Origin of the sequence: Streptomyces seoulensis, assembly GCF_022846655.1 — a bacterium.
Classification (GTDB): domain Bacteria; phylum Actinomycetota; class Actinomycetes; order Streptomycetales; family Streptomycetaceae; genus Streptomyces.
This window is the reverse complement of the sequence record NZ_AP025667.1, coordinates 149,721-166,312: the sequence shown is the minus strand read 5'-3', so window position 1 is coordinate 166,312 and position 16,592 is coordinate 149,721. Positions and strand designations below refer to the sequence as shown.

General features: G+C 71.8%; 15 protein-coding genes. 10 read left to right on the top strand and 5 right to left on the bottom strand.

The features are described 5' to 3' along the window. Nucleotides 1-32: 32 nt before the first annotated feature. Nucleotides 33-485: an ATP-binding protein gene (locus HEK131_RS00760; protein ID WP_217463473.1), complete on the bottom strand. Its 453-nt coding sequence runs from the start codon at nucleotides 483-485 to the stop codon at nucleotides 33-35. A 222-nt stretch (nucleotides 486-707) separates the two neighbouring features. Here HEK131_RS00760 and HEK131_RS00755 point away from each other — a divergent pair, with 222 nt between their 5' ends. From HEK131_RS00755 to HEK131_RS00715, 9 genes are all read left to right on the top strand, one after another. Next, nucleotides 708-1,583, top strand: coding sequence for a hypothetical protein (locus HEK131_RS00755; protein ID WP_244333246.1), 876 nt, complete (start codon nucleotides 708-710; stop codon nucleotides 1,581-1,583). 143 nt (nucleotides 1,584-1,726) lie between these two features. Further along, on the top strand, nucleotides 1,727-2,476 hold the full coding sequence (locus tag HEK131_RS00750; protein ID WP_217463475.1) for a YcnI family copper-binding membrane protein: 750 nt from the start codon (nucleotides 1,727-1,729) through the stop codon (nucleotides 2,474-2,476). A gap of 90 nt (nucleotides 2,477-2,566) precedes the next feature. Next, nucleotides 2,567-3,229: an SCO family protein gene (locus HEK131_RS00745; protein ID WP_217463476.1), complete on the top strand. Its 663-nt coding sequence runs from the start codon at nucleotides 2,567-2,569 to the stop codon at nucleotides 3,227-3,229. Beyond that, the gene (locus HEK131_RS00740) at nucleotides 3,226-3,678 is read left to right on the top strand and encodes a copper chaperone PCu(A)C (protein WP_244333245.1); all 453 of its coding nucleotides are present in this window, start codon (nucleotides 3,226-3,228) and stop codon (nucleotides 3,676-3,678) included. The genes HEK131_RS00745 and HEK131_RS00740 overlap by 4 nt, the downstream gene beginning before the upstream one ends. Before the next feature lie 13 nt (nucleotides 3,679-3,691). Continuing rightward, the gene (locus HEK131_RS00735) at nucleotides 3,692-5,767 is read left to right on the top strand and encodes a copper resistance CopC/CopD family protein (protein WP_244333244.1); all 2,076 of its coding nucleotides are present in this window, start codon (nucleotides 3,692-3,694) and stop codon (nucleotides 5,765-5,767) included. Between the two features lie 8 nt (nucleotides 5,768-5,775). Next, nucleotides 5,776-7,059, top strand: coding sequence for an iron uptake transporter deferrochelatase/peroxidase subunit (gene efeB / locus HEK131_RS00730; protein ID WP_244333243.1), 1,284 nt, complete (start codon nucleotides 5,776-5,778; stop codon nucleotides 7,057-7,059). A 117-nt stretch (nucleotides 7,060-7,176) separates the two neighbouring features. Further along, nucleotides 7,177-8,109 (top strand): prephenate dehydratase, encoded by a 933-nt coding sequence (gene pheA / locus HEK131_RS00725; RefSeq protein ID WP_161150824.1) that lies wholly within the window; start codon nucleotides 7,177-7,179, stop codon nucleotides 8,107-8,109. A gap of 471 nt (nucleotides 8,110-8,580) precedes the next feature. Then, the gene (gene serS, locus HEK131_RS00720; protein WP_217463480.1) at nucleotides 8,581-9,858 is read left to right on the top strand and encodes a serine--tRNA ligase; all 1,278 of its coding nucleotides are present in this window, start codon (nucleotides 8,581-8,583) and stop codon (nucleotides 9,856-9,858) included. Continuing rightward, nucleotides 9,855-10,658, top strand: coding sequence for an HAD family hydrolase (locus HEK131_RS00715; RefSeq protein WP_244333242.1), 804 nt, complete (start codon nucleotides 9,855-9,857; stop codon nucleotides 10,656-10,658). Before serS ends, HEK131_RS00715 begins: the two co-directional genes overlap by 4 nt. A 325-nt stretch (nucleotides 10,659-10,983) precedes the next feature. Here HEK131_RS00715 and HEK131_RS00710 read toward each other — a convergent pair whose 3' ends face one another. Genes HEK131_RS00710 through HEK131_RS00695 form a run of 4 tightly spaced genes read right to left on the bottom strand, consistent with a single transcriptional unit; the run spans nucleotide 10,984 to nucleotide 14,491 of the window. Further along, nucleotides 10,984-11,703 (bottom strand): ABC transporter permease, encoded by a 720-nt coding sequence (locus HEK131_RS00710; protein WP_161150821.1) that lies wholly within the window; start codon nucleotides 11,701-11,703, stop codon nucleotides 10,984-10,986. A 10-nt stretch (nucleotides 11,704-11,713) separates the two neighbouring features. Next, a complete protein-coding gene (locus HEK131_RS00705; RefSeq protein ID WP_161150820.1) occupies nucleotides 11,714-12,625 on the bottom strand; it encodes an ABC transporter ATP-binding protein in 912 nt (303 codons plus the stop codon). Then, on the bottom strand, nucleotides 12,622-13,539 hold the full coding sequence (locus tag HEK131_RS00700; protein WP_161150819.1) for an ABC transporter permease subunit: 918 nt from the start codon (nucleotides 13,537-13,539) through the stop codon (nucleotides 12,622-12,624). Before HEK131_RS00700 ends, HEK131_RS00705 begins: the two co-directional genes overlap by 4 nt. After that, nucleotides 13,529-14,491 carry an ABC transporter ATP-binding protein gene (locus HEK131_RS00695; protein WP_217463613.1) on the bottom strand — a complete coding sequence of 321 codons (963 nt, stop codon included), beginning with the start codon at nucleotides 14,489-14,491 and terminating at the stop codon, nucleotides 13,529-13,531. Before HEK131_RS00695 ends, HEK131_RS00700 begins: the two co-directional genes overlap by 11 nt. Nucleotides 14,492-14,711: 220 nt before the next feature. On the opposite strand from HEK131_RS00695, the gene HEK131_RS00690 reads away from it, so the two are divergent. Further along, nucleotides 14,712-16,466: an SDR family oxidoreductase gene (locus HEK131_RS00690; RefSeq protein ID WP_244333241.1), complete on the top strand. Its 1,755-nt coding sequence runs from the start codon at nucleotides 14,712-14,714 to the stop codon at nucleotides 16,464-16,466. Nucleotides 16,467-16,592: the final 126 nt, after the last annotated feature.

The following is a 16,592-nucleotide window of genomic DNA, read 5'->3' as shown; positions in this document are numbered from 1 at the left end:
CAGCGGGTGCCCGGCCGTTCGTCTTCCGCCGCTCAGGCCGTGAGCAGGGAAGGGTCCTTCTTCCACTTCAGGGTCTTGTCGAAGCTGACCACGGTCCCCGTGCGGCCCGGCCGGGCACCGATGTGGACGTGGTCGGTCAGCTCCCGGATCAGACACAGGCCCCGCCCGTCCTCGGCGTCCACGCGGGCCATCCGGATGCCCAGGGTCTGCGGGGCGGACGCGACGCCGGGACCGGAGTCGGCCACCTCGATACGGCACTTCTCGCCGTCCAGATAGGCGGTCACCCGGTACGCCTCCGAGCGCTCCCCGCGCGATGCCCCGCCATGCTCGACGGCGTTGGCGCACGCCTCGGTCAGGGCCACGGAGATGTCGTAGGAGACGTCCGGGTCGACACCGGCGGTCTCCATGGTGCCGATCAGCAGCCGCCGGGCGAGCGGGACACTCGCGGCATCGCGGCGCAGATGGAGTGACCACCAGATGCTCATGCTCCAGCCTCCTGGCCGCGGCTCGACATACCGTTACCTATTGCCGCGCGTGAGCGCCGGTAAGCCCGCCGATGACGTGATGCCGCCCATATGGTCGATGTGCACCGGGACGAATCGGGGTATGACGTACGGACGCCGCGGGAGCGCGCGTCCCGGCCGTGGCGCGATCCGGCGGCCCTGCCTCGGGGGTGCGGCGGGCGCAGTGCGATGATGAGCCCCGCCATGAGTGCCCCTCACCCGCGCACGGCGCGACCCGGACCCCGCGTCCGGCTTCTGCGGGCCGCGGTCTTCGCCGCGGTCTGTGTCGTGCTGGCCGCCGCGGGACACACCGTGGCCTCCTGCGCGAACGTCCCGCTGTGGACGCTCGGCGCCGGGTTCCTGGGCTCCCTGCTGGTCATGGCGCCGCTCGCCGGACGGGCCCGCTCGGTGCCCGCCATCGCCGCGCTCCTCGCCCTCGGCCAACTGGCCCTGCACACGCTGTTCGGCCTCGGCCAGCACACGGCGGCGACGGGCGGGGCGCCGATGGGCGCCATGGGTTCCATGGGGTCGATGGGCTCCATGGGTTCGATGGGCGCCGCGCACTCCGGCGCGGCGAGCGACGAGATGGTCCAGCGGGCCGCGCAGTTGCTGTGCGGGTCCGGCCCGGCCACCCTCACCCCCGGCCACGCCTACCGCCTGCTGCTCGACGCGCGCCTGATCGACGCCTCGGGCCGCTTCACGGACCAGGCACCGGCCGGCGGGCACGCCTACGACCTGGCCGGTTCCCCGGCCACCGGGCTGCCCTCGGTACCGATGCTTCTCGGTCACCTCCTCGCGGCCCTCGCCGTGAGCTGGCTGCTGCGCCGGGGCGACCTCGCCGTGCTGCGGCTGATCGAGCTGTCGACGCACGGTGTCGCGGAGGGCGCGCTCGTCCGCTCCCTGCGCGCTGCCCTCGCGCTGACCCGCGCCCTGTACGCCGGGCTGCTGCCCGCGACCGGGCCGGTCCCGCGCGTGCGCCGCACCGGCCGGGACGAGGCGCCCGCCCCGCGGGGCGCGGCACTCCAGCACTCGGTGATCCGGCGCGGACCACCCGCCGACGCGTTCCGTCTCGCCGCCTGACGCGACCACCGCTCCCGTACGTACGAGGAGGGGAGAGGCCGCTGTCATGCGGCACGCGCGCGTGCGCCTGAAGGAGACGCGCGCACCCCTCACCGTCACCGGGCTCAGCACCGGATCTCGCTCAAGAGCGGAGTTTCCCCAGCATGCAGATCTCCCGTACCGCCTCCCGTGTCACCGCCGCCGTCGCCGTCGCGGGCGCGACCGTCCTCGCCGTCTCGGTCCCCGCCTTCGCGCACGTCAGCGTGCAGCCGGAGGGTGTCGCGGCCAAGGGCGGCTACGCCACCGTGGACTTCAAGGTGCCCAACGAGCGCGACAACGCCTCCACCACCAAGCTCGAGGTCAACCTGCCCGCCGACCACCCGCTGGCCTCCGTCATGCCGCAGCCGGTGCCGGGCTGGAGCGTGAAGGTGACCAAGTCCAAGCTGGACAAGCCGCTCACCATGCACGGCGAGAAGATCGGCGAGGCCGTCACCAAGGTCACCTGGACCGCCGACGGCAAGGGCATCCAGCCCGGCTACTTCCAGAAGTTCCCGCTCTCGCTCGGTGCCCTGCCCGAGGACGCCGACCAGCTCGTCTTCAAGGCGATCCAGACGTACTCCAACAAGGAGGTCGTCCGCTGGATCGAGGTGCCGCAGGAGGGCCAGGAGGAGCCGGAGAACCCGGCCCCGACGCTGGAGCTGTCCGCCGCGACCGACGACCACCACGGCACCGCGGCCGCCGCCGGTGACGACGACGCCAAGGCCGGCGACAAGGACGACGCCCATGAGGCGACGGCCGCCGCCGACTCCGACGGCACCGACACCACCGCCCGCGTGCTGGGCATCGTCGGCATCGTGATCGGCGTCGCGGGCGTGGCCTACGGCGTCCTCGCGGGCCGCCGCCGCACCGCCTGACCCTCCTCTGATCCGTGTGCGCCGGGGCCGTGCCCGCCCGGTACGGCCCCGGCGCACACGGCAGTTCTCGACCCCCTGGGACATCTCTCCATGCTTTCTCCGCGCAAGAAGACCCTGGCCGCGGCCGCGCTGCTGGCCGCCGCCGCCTTCACCCTGTCCGCGTGCGGCGGCGGTGACGACGCCTCCTCGCCCGTCTCCGTGGTCTCCGAGGAGTCCGGCTCCGACAAGGCCGCCACCGTCCTCGACCAGCCCTTCACCAAGCCCGACCTGGTCCTCACCGACACCCACGGCAAGAAGTACGACCTGCGTGCCGCGACCAAGGGCCACCCGACCCTCGTCTACTTCGGCTACACCCACTGCCCCGACGTGTGCCCCACGACGATGAGCAACATCGCCGTCGCCATGAAGGCGCTGCCCAAGGCCGAGCAGGACGACCTGCGCGTCGTCTTCGTCACCACCGACCCCGGCCGCGACACCCCGGCCGAGCTGGGCAAGTGGCTCAAGAGCATCGACGCGCGCTTCACCGGCCTGACCGGCGACTTCTCCACCATCCAGGCGGGCGCCCGCTCCGTCGGCATCTCCGTCGAGCCGACCTCCAAGGACAAGAACGGCAAGACCGTCTCCGTCCACGGCACCCAGGTCATCGCCTTCTCCCCGAAGACGGACGGCGGCTACGTCCTCTACGGCGAGGACGCCACCGTCGACGACTGGACCAAGGACCTGCCCCGGCTCGTGCGCGGGGCGAAGCCGTGAGGCGGGCCGCGCTACCCGTCGCCGCCCTCGCCGCCGCCCTGGCCCTCGCCGGATGCGGTTCCGACCGGGATTCCGGCGAGCCGGAGCTGTCCGTGAGCGCCGCCTACATGCCGCAGCCGGTCGCCGCCGACATGGCCGCCGGCTTCCTCACCGTCACCAACAAGGGCGGCGAGCAGGACGAGCTGACCTCGGTCAGCAGCACCATCGGCAAGGTCACCATGCACAGCACCAGCGGGGGGACCATGGTCGAGCGCACGTCCTTCGAGGTGCCCGCCCACGGCCGGCTCGTCTTCCGGAGCGGCGCCAACCACCTGATGTTCGAGAAGCTCGAGCGGAAGCCCCTGCAGGGCCAGACCGTCACCCTGAAGCTGGGCTTCGCCAAGTCCGGTCCGCTCACCGTCGAGATGCCGGTGCGGTCCGCCACGTACAACCCGTCGACCGGACACTGAGGGAGGGACCACCTTGACGCGGACCATCACCCCCCGGCTGCGCACCCTGGTACTGCTGCTTCTCGCCGTCACCGGTGCGCTGTTCGCGGGCGCCGCGCCCGCCTCCGCGCACGCCGCGCTGACCGGCAGCGACCCCGCGCAGGGAGTGGTGGTCGACCGGGCGCCCACCCAGATCTCGCTCACCTTCTCCGAGCAGGTGGCGTTGGGCGACGGCTCCCTGCGCGTCCTGGACCCCAAGGGCAAGCCGGTCCAGTCCGGCAAGCCCGCGAACGTCAGCGGCACCACGTACTCGGTGCGGCTGCGCGCGGGGCTGGCCGACGGCACGTACACGGTGGCCTACCAGGTCGTCTCCGCCGACAGCCACCCCGTCGCCGGGGCCTACACCTTCTCCATCGGCGCGCCCTCGCGCACCGTCGTCTCCGACACCGGGGCGGGAGCGGGCGGCGGAGCCGTGGGCGGGCTGTACTCCTTCGGCCGGTACCTCTCCTACGCGGGCTTCATCGTGCTGGTCGGCGGCGCCGCCTTCGTGCTGGCCTGCTGGCGGGAGGGCGCGGGCGTCCGGGCGCTGCAGCGGCTCGTGGTCGGCGGCTGGCTGACGCTCACCGCGGCCACCCTGGGGCTGCTGCTCCTGCGTGGCTCGTACACCTCCTCCGGCAAGCTCGGGGACGTCTTCGACCTGGACCTGCTCGGCCAGGTGCTCCAGACCAAGACGGGTGCCGCGCTGGTCTCCCGGCTGCTGCTGCTCGCCGCCGCCGCGCTGTTCGTCGCCGTCCTCTTCGGCGCCTACGCGCGGCGGGAGGAAGAGGAGGGCGCTGAGGACGCTGAGGGCACCGCGGAGGAAGCGGCCGCGGAACGGCGTGACCTGGGCTTCGGGCTCGCCATCGGCGGGATCGTCGTCGCGGCCGGGCTCGCGGCGAGCTGGGCCATGGCCGAGCACGCCTCCACCGGGCTCCAGCCCGGCATCGCCATGCCCGTCGACATCGTCCATCTGCTCGCCGTCGCCTGCTGGTTCGGCGGGCTGACCGCCCTGCTCGTCGCCCTGTACCGGGCGCCCGCCGACACCCCCCTCGGGACGGATGCCGTGCGGCGCTTCTCGCGGCTCGCCTTCGCCTCCGTTCTGGCCTTGGTCGCGACGGGCGTCTACCAGTCCTGGCGCCAGCTCGGCTCCTGGTCGGCCTTCACGGACACCCGGTACGGGCAACTGCTGCTGGTCAAGCTGGGGCTCGTGGCGGTCATGGTGGGGCTGGCGTGGATCTCGCGGCGGTGGACGGGGAGGCTGGCGGAGCAGGGTACGGCCGAAGCCGAGGCGGGGTCCGAGGCGACCACGGATGCCCCGCAGGCCGAGGCGCGGGAGCGGACGCCCCTCGCCACCACCCCCGGCGCCGAGCGGGCCGACGTCCCTGAGCAGGCGTCCCTCTCCGTCCCCGTGCCGGCCGGCACCGCTACCGCCGGGCAGGCGGGGAAGGGCAAGGCTTCTGCCGGAGCCGCCCCTTCGGCGGACGCCGACGCCGGCCGGGCCGCCCAGCTCGCCCGGCAGCGGGACGCGATCGACACCGCCCGGCGCAAGCGGCTGCGCGACGCCGACCCGAACCGCTCCGGACTGCGCCGCTCGGTGCTCGCCGAGGCGTCCGTCGCCGTCGTCCTGCTCGCCGTCACCACCGCGCTCACCCAGACCGAGCCGGGCCGCACCGAGCAGGAGGCCAGGGCGGCGTCCGCGCCCGCCGCCAGTTCCCCGGCCGACACCTCCGGCGCCCTGACCCTCGACATGCCCTTCGACACCGGCGGCAAGAACGGCAAGGGCCTGGTCCGGATCGACCTCGACCCCGCCCGCGTCGGCGCCAACGAGATGCACCTCTACGTCCAGCGGCCCGACGGCCGCCCGTACGACATCCCCGAGGTCAAGGTCGCCCTCACCCTGAAGGCGAAGAAGGTCGGGCCGCTCCCCGTGGCCCCGGAACACATCACCACCGGCCACTGGGCGTCGAGCGGTGTGCAGGTCCCCATGGCGGGGGACTGGGAGGTCGCCGTCACCGTACGGACCTCCGACATCGACCAGGTGACCGTCTCCAAGAACGCGCAGATCGGCTGAACCGCACCATGCCCGACCCGTCCGTCCCCCAGGCCCGCACCCCGGAAGCCACGGCACCCCCGGCCCCGCCCGAGCAGGGCCGGGGTGTCTCCCGGCGCACACTGCTCGGCACCGCCGGGGCCACCGGCCTCGTGCTCGGTGCGGCGGGCGGCGCCGTGGGATACGCGGCCGCGCCCGCACCGGCCACGCCGCTCACCTCGATCGGCTCCGACCGCGCGATGTTTCACGGGAAACATCAGCCCGGCATCACCGACGCGCTCCAGGCCCACGGTCATCTCGTCGCCTTCGATCTGAAGCCTGGCGCGGGCCGCAAGGAGGCGGCGGCCCTGCTGCGCCGCTGGTCGGCGGCGGCCGAGCGGCTGATGGCGGGCGAGAGTGCCCCGCACGACGACACCGATGTGGCCCGCGACGCCGGGCCCTCCTCGCTGACCGTCACCTTCGGCTTCGGGCACAGCTTCTTCGCCCGCGCCGGTCTGGAGAGGCAGCGGCCGGCCGCGCTGGACCCGCTGCCCGACTTCTCCGCCGACCATCTCGACAAGAAGCGCGGCGAGGGCGACCTCTGGGTGCAGATCGGCGCCAATGACGCCCTGGTCGCCTTCCACGCCCTGCGCACGCTCCAGAAGGAGGCGGGCGACGCGGCCCGCGTCCGCTGGCAGATGAACGGCTTCAACCGCTCCCCCGGCACCACCGAACGCCCCATGACCACGCGCAACCTCATGGGCCAGATCGACGGCACCCGCAATCCCGAGCCCGCCGAGCCCGACTTCGACCGGCGGATCTTCGTGCCGGCCTCGGGCGAGCCCGGCTGGATGGCGAACGGCTCCTACGCGGTCGTCCGCCGCATCCGCATGCTCCTGGACGACTGGGAGAAGCTCGCGCGCCCGGCCCAGGAGGCGGTGATCGGCCGCCGCAAGTCGGACGGCGGCCCGCTGTCCGGCGGCGGGGAGAGAACGCCGATGGACCTGGAGAAGGCGGACGCGCAGGGCGAGTACGTCGTCCCGCTCAACGCGCACGCCCGGATCACCCGGCCCGACCAGAACGGCGGGGCGGCGATGCTGCGGCGCCCGTTCTCCTTCCACGACGGCTTCGACGCCGACGGCACGCCCGACGCCGGGCTGCTGTTCATCTGCTGGCAGGCCGATCCGCTGCGCGGCTTCGTGCCGGTGCAGCGCAAGCTCGACCGGGGCGACGCGCTGTCGCGGTATCTGCGGCACGAGGCCAGCGGGCTCTTCGCGGTGCCGGGCGGCGCGGCGAAGGGCGAGTACGTGGGGCAGCGGCTGCTGGAGGGCTGACGCCGGCCGAGCACCGTGGACGCCGTCTTCGCAGGCGTCCGGGATCGAAACCACCCGGAAGGGTGGCCGTGGTGAGACGGTCGAGCCGGGTTCCGGCACGGCCATTAGGGTGAGGGCATGCCAGCGAGCTACGCGTATCTCGGTCCCGAAGGCACCTTCACCGAAGTCGCCCTCCGCACTCTTCCGGAGGCGGCCACCCGCGAGCTGATCCCGTACGTCTCGGTGCAGTCCGCGCTGGACGCGGTGCGCACCGGGGACGCGGAGGCCGCGTTCGTGCCGATCGAGAACTCGGTCGAGGGCGGGATCACCACCACCCTGGACGAACTCGTCGCGGGGGAGCCGCTCACGATCTACCGCGAGGTGCTGCTGTCGATCACCTTCGCGCTGTTGGTCCGGCCGGGCACGAAGCTCGCCGACATCAAGACGGTCACCGCGCATCCCGCCGCCCAGCCCCAGGTCCGCAACTGGATGCGGGCCCACCTCCCGGACGCCTTGTGGGAGTCGGCCGCCTCGAACGCGGACGGCGCCCGCCTGGTCCAGGAGGGCCGGTACGACGCGGCCTTCGCGGGCGAGTTCGCGGCGGCGCGGTACGGCCTGGTGCCGCTGGAGACCGGCATCCACGACGCGGAGAACGCGCAGACCCGGTTCGTGCTGGTCGGCCGGCCCGCCCGGCCCGCCGCGCCGACCGGTGCCGACAAGACCTCGGTGGTGCTGTGGCAGCGGGACGACCACCCCGGCGCGCTGCGTGATCTCCTGGGTGAGTTCGCCACCCGTGGCATCAACCTGATGCTGCTCCAGTCCCGGCCGACCGGCGCGGGTATCGGCAACTACTGCTTCTGCGTGGACGCCGAGGGGCACATCTCCGACCGGCGGATGGCGGAGGCGCTGATGGGGCTGAAGCGAATCTGTCTCCAGGTGCGTTTCCTGGGTTCCTATCCGCGCGCCGACATCGCGCCGGGCGGGGCTCGGCCGATGCTGCCGGGCACCTCGGATCAGGAGTTCCTCGCGGCGTCCGACTGGGTGACGCGCTGCCAGGACGGCCGTTTCTAGCAGGGGTCTCGTTATCCACAGAAGTTATCCACAGGTCCGCTTCTCGACCTGGGGACAAGTCGACAACAACACCCATGCGGTCGACAAATCGGCTCACAGCGCTCAGGTGCATTCAGCCCAGCCCGGATCACTCTTCGTCCACCCGTTTCCTTTGATTCATCTTTTGGGGCGACCACTTTCCACCCGAAAGTGTCTGTACCAGGAGTTTGAACCGGGAATTCTTCGGGGATGCCAACGGGCTCGGAATGATCAATTCCAAAATCCACAGACAGTTCGCACAGCCTGTGGATAACTCTTCCCGCGGTGTGGATCTCTGTGGACAAGTGCCGTGCGCCGCAAGGGAGTCCGGCTCTCCGGCCGACCGGACGGGAAAAAGGGAACCGTAATCGACCTCTCGGGCCACTCCGCTCACTCTGCGTCATTGGGGACACGGGTCCCGGCCGGCCGGCGGGCACCGGTAGCCTTGCCCCTGTGATTGACCTTCGCCTGCTTCGTGAGGACCCTGACCGTGTGCGCGCTTCCCAGCGTGCTCGTGGAGAGGATGTCGCGCTCGTCGACGCCCTCCTGTCTGCCGACGAGCGGCGCAGGTCCTCAGGCGTCCGCTTCGACGAGCTGCGCGCCGAGCAGAAGCAGCTCGGCAAGCTGATCCCCAAGGCCACTCCCGAGGAGCGGGCCGAGCTGCTCAGCCGCGCCGAGCAGCTCAAGGCCGACGTCAAGGCGGCCGACGCCGAGCGCGACGAGGCCGACGCGGAGACCCAGCGCCTGCTGCTCGGTCTCGGCAACCTCGTCCACCCCGGTGTCCCCGTCGGCGGCGAGGAGGACTTCGTCACCCTCGAGACCCACGGCACGATCCGCGACTTCGGCGCCGAGGGCTTCGAGCCCAAGGACCACCTGGAGCTCGGCCAGATCCTCGGCGCGATCGACACCGAGCGCGGCGCCAAGGTCTCCGGCTCCCGCTTCTACTTCCTCACCGGCGTCGGCGCCCTGCTGGAGCTGGCCCTGGTCAACGCGGCCATCGCGCAGGCCACCGCGGCCGGCTTCACCCCGATGCTGACCCCGGCGCTGGTGCGCCCCCAGTCCATGGCGGGCACCGGCTTCCTCGGCCAGGCCGCGCAGGACGTGTACCACCTGGACAAGGACGACCTCTACCTGGTCGGCACCTCCGAGGTGGCGCTCGCCGCGTACCACATGGACGAGATCATCGACGCGGACCGGCTGCCGCTGCGCTACGCCGGCTTCTCCCCCTGCTTCCGCCGCGAGGCCGGTTCGCACGGCAAGGACACCCGCGGCATCTTCCGGGTCCACCAGTTCGACAAGGTGGAGATGTTCTCCTACGTCGCCCCCGAGGACTCCGAGGCCGAGCACCAGCGCCTGCTGGAGTGGGAGAAGCAGTGGCTGACCTCGCTGGAGCTGCCGTTCCGCGTGATCGACGTGGCCACCGCTGACCTGGGCTCCTCCGCCGCCCGCAAGTTCGACTGCGAGGCGTGGATCCCGACCCAGGGCAAGTACCGCGAGCTGACGTCCACCTCGGACTGCACCGAGTACCAGTCCCGCCGGCTGCAGATCCGGATGCGCGACGGCAAGCAGGTCCGACCGCTGGCCACGCTCAACGGCACCCTGTGCGCCGTACCGCGCACCATCGTGGCGATCCTGGAGAACCACCAGCAGCCCGACGGCTCGGTCCGTGTCCCCGAGGTCCTGCGCCCCTACCTGGGCGGACGGGAAGTCCTGGAGCCGGTCGCCAAGTGAGCAACCCCTTCCCCTACGGCCTGGTCGCCACCGACCTGGACGGCACGCTGCTGCGCGGCGACGAGACGATCTCGCCGCGCACCCGTGAGGCGCTCGCCGCCGCCACGGCCGCGGGCGCCGCGCACATCGTCGTCACCGGCCGGGCCGTGCCCTGGACCCGGCACATACTGGACGACCTCGGCTACGAGGGCCTCGCCGTCTGCGGCCAGGGCGCCCAGGTCTACGACGCCGGACAGCACCGGCTGCTGACCTCGGTGACGCTGGACCGGCAGTTGGCGGGCGTGGCGCTGGCCAAGATCGAGGCCGAGGTGGGTCCGCTGTACCTGGCGGCGAGCCGGGACGGCCTGGACGGCGAGGTCATGGTCGGCCCCGGCTACGCGGTCACCGGCCGGCTGCCGGGGAAGCCGTTCACGGACGCTGCCGACCTGTGGGAAGCGCCGCTGAACAAGATCTACATCCAGCATCCGACGCTGTCCACGGACGAGCTGGCGGACGCGGCCTCACGCGCCGCAGGCGGTTTCGTCACCGTCGTCATGGCGGGCGAGGGCATCGTGGAGCTGCTGCCGCTCGGGCTGTCCAAGGCCACGGGGCTGTCGCTGGCGGCCCGGCGGCTGAAGCTGAAGGCGGCCGACACGATCGCCTTCGGCGACATGCCGAACGACGTGCCGATGTTCGGCTGGGCCGCGCACAGCGTGGCCATGGCCAACGCCCACGAGGAGCTGAAGGCCGTGGCCGACGAGGTGACCGCCTCCAACGAGGAGGACGGCATCGCGCTGGTGCTGGAGCGACTGCTCGGCTGAACCACGACGAAGAGGCAAGGCGCGGCTGAAGCCGGTGCCTTGCCTCTTTGCCGATCCTCCGGGTGGGCGGCCCACGCGAGAGCGACATCGCGTGCTCGAAGCGGCCGCCCCGGACGGACCCTGTGCGGGAGCGGGCTCGACGGTGGAGTGACTACACCGGAGCCGGCTCGGGGCCGTCCTGACGGAAGCTGGACGAGGTGTCGTCCAGCTCCTCTCCCGGTTCGGGAGCGGCCCGGGCTCGGTGACCCGGCGTCCGCTCCCCCACTGTGCCCCGGCCCGGAAGACCGGCGCCAGCGAATTACGCCGGCGCCGGACGACAGGGCCCCTACTCCTCGCCCGCCAGGGTCAGCGCGCGCAGCCGCTGGCCGGCGTACCAGGTGGCCGCGACGGTGACCACGACCAGCAGGGCGGTGGCGGTGGGCAGGCCGACGTCGGAGGTGATCAGGTCGCTGCCGACCACCTTGTGCGCGACCGCGAGCGACCACTGCTGGACGCTCAGGGTGCGGGCGCCGGACACCAGGGAGCCGAACAGCGCCTCCCAGACCAGGGCGTAGACCAGCCCGAAGACCACCGCGTGCCGCGAGACCGTGCCGAGCAGCAGGAACAGCGCGGAGTAGGCGATGGACGCGACGAGCGCGGCGACCGTGTAGGCGACGGCGACCTGCTGGCCGTTGCCGTTGAGGATCAGCCCGGCGATCAGGGTGGGCAGGGCGGAGAACACCATGGTCACCGCGATGGCGACGATCAGCTTGGTGAAGATGATCGTCGGCCGCTTCAGCGGCTTGGACAGCAGATAGACCACGGAGCCGTCGTCGATCTCCGGTCCGATGGCGCCCGTGCCCGCGATGACGCCGATGATCGGCACCATCGTGGCGAGGGCGAACCCGCCGAGCACGTCGGCGGCGACCTGGTCATCGGCGCCGGTCAGGGCGCGTACGGCCACCGAGATCACGATGAGCAGCAGGGGCAGGGCGCCGAGGACGAGAGCCCGGCGGCGGCCGAGCAGGGCCCGGTAGGTGAGCCGGGCGACTGTGGGGTCGTACATCTTCGGCCTCCTACGCCGCGACGAGATACGAGAAGACGGACTCCAGGGACTCGTCCGAGGGCGAGACCGTGAGGAGCCGGATGCCCTGGTCGCTGGCGACCTTGGGCAGCAGCGTGGTGAAGCGGCCGAAGTCGACGGCCTGGACGATCAGGCCGCCCTCGACGGCGTCGACCTCGATGCCCGCGGTCGACGGGTCGGCGATCAGGGCGGCCGCGAGGGCGCGGTCGTCGCTGGAACGCACCAGGTAGCGGTGCGGACGGTCGGTCATCAGGCGGCGGATCTTGCGGAAGTCGCCGCTGGCCGCGTGCCGTCCGGCGACGACGACCTCGATGTGCCGGGCGAGCTGTTCGACCTCCTCCAGGATGTGCGAGGAGAACAGCACGGTGCGGCCCTCGTCGCCCATGGCGCGCAGCAGCTCCATCAACTGCAGGCGCTGGCGCGGGTCCATGCCGTTGAACGGCTCGTCGAGCAGCAGCAGCGAGGGGTCGTGGACGAGCGCGGAGGCCATCTTCACGCGCTGCCGCATGCCCTTGGAGTAGGTGGAGATCTTCCGGTCCTGGGCGTGCTCCATCTCGACGGTGGCGAGCGCGCGCTGGGCGGCCTTGGCGCCGAGACCGTGCAACTCGGCGTTGGCGAGAACGAATTCGTGCCCGGTGAGGAAGTCGTACATCGCCTCCCGCTCGGGGACGATGCCGATGTGCTTGTACACCGACTCGTTGCGCCAGACCTGCTGTCCGTCGAGGGTGACGGTGCCGGTCGAGGGGGCGAGGAAGCCGCCCATCATGTTGATGAGGGTGGACTTGCCCGCACCGTTGGGGCCGAGCAGGCCCGTCACGCCGGGGCCGATGGTCATGGTGATGTCGTTGACGGCCACCACGTTGCCGAACCAGCGGGAGACGTGGTCGATCTGGAGCGTGGTCACAGGCCCACCTTCTTGTAGCGGCGCAGCATGAGGCCGTAGCTCGCGGCGATCAGGCCGAGGACGACGATCAGATAGACGAAGCCCTCGCCCGTGGACGGGCCGACGCCGCCGGGGAACGACGACTTGCCGCCGAGCAGCGCGGACTGGACGCCGTCGATCAGGGTGACCGGGGAGAACAGGCCGATCCACGGCACCGAACCGCTGTTGCCCTGGGAGTCGGCGATGGCCTGGAGGGTGGAGACGGCGCCGTAGGAGATGGTCATGACGGCGATGACGGCGGCGATGCCGAAGCCACGGCGCGGCGTGACGGCGGCGATGACCAGGCCGATCCCGGCGAACAGCAGGGAGAGCAGGACCACCGCGACCACGCCCTGGCCGAACTTCTCGCTCTGATGGGCCACGTCCATCTTGGCGAGCAGCGCGCCCACGAACAGCACGAGCAGCGGGCCCCCGGTGAGGATGAACAGGGCCGAGGCGAGCGCCGCGAACTTGGCGAGCACGTAGTCGGCGGTCTCGATGGGCCGCGAGAAGTACAGCGGGACCGTCTTGAAGCGCAGGTCGCGGGAGACGGACTGCGGGGCCTGGGAGGCGACGAACAGGCTGATCACGGCCTGCATGATGATCGCGTACCGGGTGTAGGGAACCGGCAGGTCGTGCGCCTTGGTGGTGACGGCGACCGCGACCATGATGGCGGCGGGCACGCACATCACCGCGAACAGCAGCATCGGCAGGACCTTGGACTTCGCCGAGCGGCCGAGGCCGTAGGCGCCGCGCAGGGACTGCGAGTACAGCGAGCGGCGGGCGTAGGCGCGGCCGAGCCGGGGGCCGTCGTAGCCGCGGTAGCCGATGTCGTGGATGCGGGACTGGTCGCCCGAGGGCGCCGGTGCCGTGGGGACGGGCTGGTCAACCGCCATGGCCGACTGCCTCCTTCCGCTGCTCGTCGCGGGTGAACACCTCGGAGATGTGGTGCCGCCGCTGTTCCATCCGGACCAGGCCAAGCCCGAGTCCGGCGACGGTGTCGCGCACCAGGTCGTACGTCTCCTCGCCCTGGGCGGTGAGCAGCAGGATGTGGCCGGCGCCGGGCAGGCCGCCGCCGTCGTCGTGGGTGTCGATGCCACGCGCGTGCAGCGCCTCGCGCAGGGCGCGGGTGCCGTCGGGGTGGGTGTCGCTGTCGGTGACCTCGACGGCGAGCGTCGTGGTGGACTGGGTGAAGTCGGTGGTGGAGCTGGACCGCAGCAGCTTGCCGCCGTCGACGACCACGACGTGGTCGCAGGTGCGCTCCAGCTCGCCCAGCAGGTGGGAGGTGACCAGGACCGAGATGCCGAAGTCGGTGTGGACGCGGCGGATCAGCCCGAGCATCTCGTCCCGGCCGACCGGGTCGAGGCCGTTGGTCGGCTCGTCCAGGAAGACCAGCCGGGGGTCGTGCACCAGCGCCTGGGCGAGTTTGACCCGCTGCTTCATGCCGGTCGAGTAGCCGCCGATGGGGCGGTAGCGCTCCTCGTACAGCCCGACGTGGCGCAGGGTGTCGGCGGTGCGCTCACGGGCGGCGGTGGGCGGCAGGCCGGACATGCGCGCCATGTGCACGACGAACTCGGTGGCCGAGACGTCGGGCGGCAGGCAGTCGTGCTCCGGCATGTAGCCGACGCGCTCGCGGATGGCGGCGCCTTCGGTCGCCACGTCGAGGCCGAGCACGGCGGCGCGGCCCTCGGTGGCGGGGGACAGACCCAGCAGGATCTTGATCAGGGTGGACTTGCCGGCGCCGTTGGCACCGACGAGTCCCGTCACACCGGGTCCGATGTCCACGGACAGCCGGTCGAGCGCGGTCACCCGTGGGAACCGCTTGCTCAGGCTCTCGGTCACGATCACAGTCACGTACTCGACCGTAGTGACGCGGAGCACGCGGGTCGTCAGACCTCAGAGCCGTCTTGGGGTCCGTCTCGGGTAGTACGGGGCCCTAGGGGTCGGTGGACCCGGGGGATGTCGGGGTGTGCCCCTGGGGGATGCCCCCTATTGACGCCACCTCTAACAACTGCCACATTCGCAGGGATCACATGGGTGGCGCTGGACGGAGTCGGGCGGAGGACAAGTGACGCTGAAGGACGCGCGTGAGCGGCGGGTGCGCACCGGCGGGATCGAGCTGTGCGTGGCCGAACTGGGCGATCCGGGGCAACCCACCGTGGTGCTGGTGCACGGTTACCCGGACAGCAAGGAGGTCTGGTCCGAGGTGGCCGCCCTCCTGGCGGACCGCTTCCACGTGGTGCTCTACGACGTGCGGGGCCACGGCCGCTCCACCGCGCCGAAGCCGCTGCGCGGCGGATTCACCCTGGCCAAGCTGACGGACGACTTCCTCGCGGTGATCGACGCGGTGAGCCCGGACCGGCCGGTGCATCTGGTCGGGCACGACTGGGGTTCGGTGCAGTCCTGGGAGTTCGTGACGGTCGCCCGCACCCGTGGCCGCATCGCCTCCTTCACCTCCATGTCGGGCCCGTCGCTGGACCACTTCGGCCACTGGATCGGCGCGCGGATGAAGCGTCCGACCCCGCGCCGGGTGGGTCAACTCCTGGGCCAGGGAGCCAAGTCCTGGTACGTCTACCTGCTGCACACACCCGTACTGCCGGAGCTGGCCTGGCGCGGGCCGCTGGGCAAGCGGTGGCCGAAGCTCCTGGAGCGGGCCGAGAAGGTCCCGGCCGGCGACTACCCGACGGCCTCGCTGCCCTCGGACGCGGCCCACGGGGCATGGCTCTACCGGGACAACGTCCGGCCCCGGCTGCGCCACCCGCGCCCGGACGCCGTCGCGCACGTGCCGGTGCAGCTCATCACGCCCCAGGGCGACGCCTTCCTGTCGGAGCGGCTCTACGACGACCTGGAGCGGTGGGCGCCGAGCCTGACCCGGCGCACGCTCCCGGCCAAGCACTGGGTGCCGCGTACGCGGCCGGACCGACTGGCGCTGTGGATCTCGGAGTTCGTCACCTCTGTCGAGCAGGGCGCTCCGGAGCCTGGGAGCGGCGGACGCCACGCCGACCGTTTCGGCGGCCAGTTGGCCCTGGTGACAGGGGCGGGCAGCGGTATCGGCCGTGCCACGGCGCTCGCTCTGGCGGAGGCCGGGGCGCGGGTGGTGGCCGTGGACCGGGATGCGCAGACGGCCGCCCGTACGGTCGAACTCGCCCTGGCCGCAGGCGCTCCGGCCGCGTGGGCGGAGACGGTGGACGTCTCCGACGAGCACGCCATGGAGAAGCTGGCCGAGCACGTGCACCACGAGTACGGGGTGCTGGACCTGCTGGTCAACAACGCGGGCATCGGCCTCTCGGGCTCCTTCTTCACCACGACCACGGACGACTGGCGCAAGGTGCTGGACGTCAACTTGTGGGGAGTGATCCACGGTTGCCGTCTCTTCGGCGCCCGGATGGCCGAGCGGGGGCAGGGCGGCCACATCGTCAACATCGCCTCGGCGGCGGCCTTCCAGCCCTCTCGCGCGCTTCCCGCGTACAGCACGTCGAAGGCGGCGGTGCTGATGCTCTCGGAGTGCCTGCGCGCCGAACTGGCCTCGCGGGACATCGGAGTCACCGCCATCTGCCCCGGCATCGTCAACACCAACATCACGTCGACGGCACGCTTCACCGGGGTGGACGAGGCCGAGGCGCGGCGGCGTCAGGAACGGTCGTCCCGGCTCTACGGGAAGCGCAACTACCCGCCGGAGAAGGCCGCCAGGGCGATCCTGGACGCGGTGGCGGAGAACCGGGCCGTGGTGCCGGTGACCCCCGAGGCACGAGGGGCGTATCTGCTGGGGCGATTCCTGCCGGGGGCGCTGCGCAAACTGGCGCGGGTGGAACCGAAGTTGTGAGGTGGGCATCGGCGTGGGGAGTCTCATCCGAGGCGAACCGAGCCGAAGTTGATCAACAGACCTGAAACGGGCGCTGGTTGTCCACAGAATCGTCAAAATGCCTGTGGATAAAGCGCGTTGGCTGTG

Excerpts from the sequence above, each read along its gene's own strand:
- HEK131_RS00760 (WP_217463473.1), bottom strand. The coding sequence starts at position 485 with ATGAGCATCTGGTGGTCACTCCATCTGCGCCGCGATGCCGCGAGTGTC.
- HEK131_RS00755 (WP_244333246.1), top strand. The coding sequence starts at position 708 with ATGAGTGCCCCTCACCCGCGCACGGCGCGACCCGGACCCCGCGTCCGG.
- HEK131_RS00750 (WP_217463475.1), top strand. The coding sequence starts at position 1,727 with ATGCAGATCTCCCGTACCGCCTCCCGTGTCACCGCCGCCGTCGCCGTC.
- HEK131_RS00745 (WP_217463476.1), top strand. The coding sequence starts at position 2,567 with ATGCTTTCTCCGCGCAAGAAGACCCTGGCCGCGGCCGCGCTGCTGGCC.
- efeB (WP_244333243.1), top strand. The coding sequence starts at position 5,776 with ATGCCCGACCCGTCCGTCCCCCAGGCCCGCACCCCGGAAGCCACGGCA.
- pheA (WP_161150824.1), top strand. The coding sequence starts at position 7,177 with ATGCCAGCGAGCTACGCGTATCTCGGTCCCGAAGGCACCTTCACCGAA.
- HEK131_RS00710 (WP_161150821.1), bottom strand. The coding sequence starts at position 11,703 with ATGTACGACCCCACAGTCGCCCGGCTCACCTACCGGGCCCTGCTCGGC.
- HEK131_RS00700 (WP_161150819.1), bottom strand. The coding sequence starts at position 13,539 with ATGGCGGTTGACCAGCCCGTCCCCACGGCACCGGCGCCCTCGGGCGAC.